The following is a 1,630-nucleotide window of genomic DNA, read 5'->3' as shown; positions in this document are numbered from 1 at the left end:
GCGCCCCTGGACGACCGGGGTGGCCGTCGTCTGCACCTTCGACCCCGAGTAGATGTGCTCGATGTCCGCGGCGAAGTCCTGCATGATCACGGAGCGCTTGATCGTCAGCTTCGGCGTCAGGTGACCGGAGGCCTCGGACAGGTCCGTGTCGAGGATCGTGAAGGACCGCACCGACTCCGCCCGTGACACCCGCTGGTTGCCCGCGTCGATCGCTTCCTGCACCGCCTCGTGGACGCGCTCGTCGTAGGCGGCCTCGTGCGCCGAGAGCGCGGGGGAGATGCCACGCGACGCGCACCAGCCGGCGAGCATCTCGCGGTCGAGCGTCACGAGGGCGGCGATGAACGGCTTGCCCTCGCCGACGACGACCACCTGGCCGACGAGCGGGTGCTCACGGATGCCGTCCTCGAGCGGGGCCGGCGCGACGTTCTTGCCGCTCGCCGTGACGATGAGCTCCTTCGCGCGGCCGGTCACCGTGAGGACGCCCTCGTCGTCCAGGCGCCCGAGGTCGCCGGTGCGGAACCAGCCGTCGGCGAACGCCCTGGCCGTTGCCTCGTCGTTCCCCCAGTACCGGTCGAACACGTCCACCCCGCGGATCAGGATCTCGCCGTCGTCGGCGATCCGGATCTCGACGCCGGGCAGCGCGCGGCCGACCGAGCCGATCCGGAGTTCCGCGACGCGGTTGACGGTGGCGGGGGCGGTGGTCTCGGTGAGGCCGTAGCCCTCGAGGATGTGCACGCCGATCGACCGGAAGAAGTGCGACAGCCGCGGGGAGAGCGGCGCCGAGCCACTGACGGCGTGGTGCACCCGGCCGCCGAGCGCGTCGCGGAGCTTGCTGTACACGAGCCGGTCGAACACGCGGAACCGCATCGCCAGGCCGAACGGCACCCGGCCGGCTGCGAGGGCCTCGGAGTGCGCGACCGCGGTCCGGGCGGCGGCGCGGAAGATCCGGCCCTTGCCACCGAGGTCGGCCTTCTGCTCGGCGGAGTTGTAGATCTTCTCGAACACGCGCGGCACCGCGAGCAGGAACGACGGGCGGAACGTCGCGACGGCCCGCATGAGGTCCTTCGTGTCCGGTTCGTGGCCCACGAGCACCCCGGCGGAGACCGACATCGCGGCGATGAACCGGGCGAAGACGTGCGCCATCGGGATGAAGAGCAGGGTGGAGGCGCCGTCCGCGACGATCTCCGGCATCGCCTCGAACGCACCCTCGACCGTGCCGGTGAAGTTGTCGTGCCGGAGCACGCACCCCTTCGGCCGCCCGGTGGACCCGGAGGTGTAGATGATCGTCGCGTCGTCGTGCCCGTGCACCGCGGCGGTCCGGGCGTCGAGGTCCTCGTCGCTGACGTCCTCGCCGAGACGGGTGAGGTCGTCGAGCCCGCCGCCGTCGATCGTCCAGTGCTGCCCGAGGTGCGGCAGGTCGGACGCGATGGAGGCCACCCGTCGGGCGTGCTCCTCCTGTTCCACGACGATCGCCACGGCCTCGGAGTCGGCGAGGATCCACCGGACCTGGTCGGGCGAGCTCGTCTCGTAGACCGGGACGGAGACGAGGCCGGCGGTCCAGATCGCGAAGTCCACCAGCGTCCACTCCAGGCGGGTGCGGGACAGGATCGCGACGTGGGCACCGGGTTCG

General features: G+C 71.7%; 1 protein-coding gene. It reads right to left on the bottom strand.

The features are described from left to right. Nucleotides 1–1,630: long-chain fatty acid--CoA ligase (locus J7E22_RS08090; protein ID WP_214980725.1), on the bottom strand; the 1,630-nt coding region annotated here is incomplete at both ends.

The organism is Curtobacterium sp. ISL-83 (assembly GCF_018613895.1).
In the GTDB taxonomy this organism is placed as follows: Bacteria; Actinomycetota; Actinomycetes; order Actinomycetales; family Microbacteriaceae; genus Curtobacterium.
Note: the sequence above shows the minus strand (reverse complement) of the source record. Positions and strands in the feature narration are given on the sequence as shown.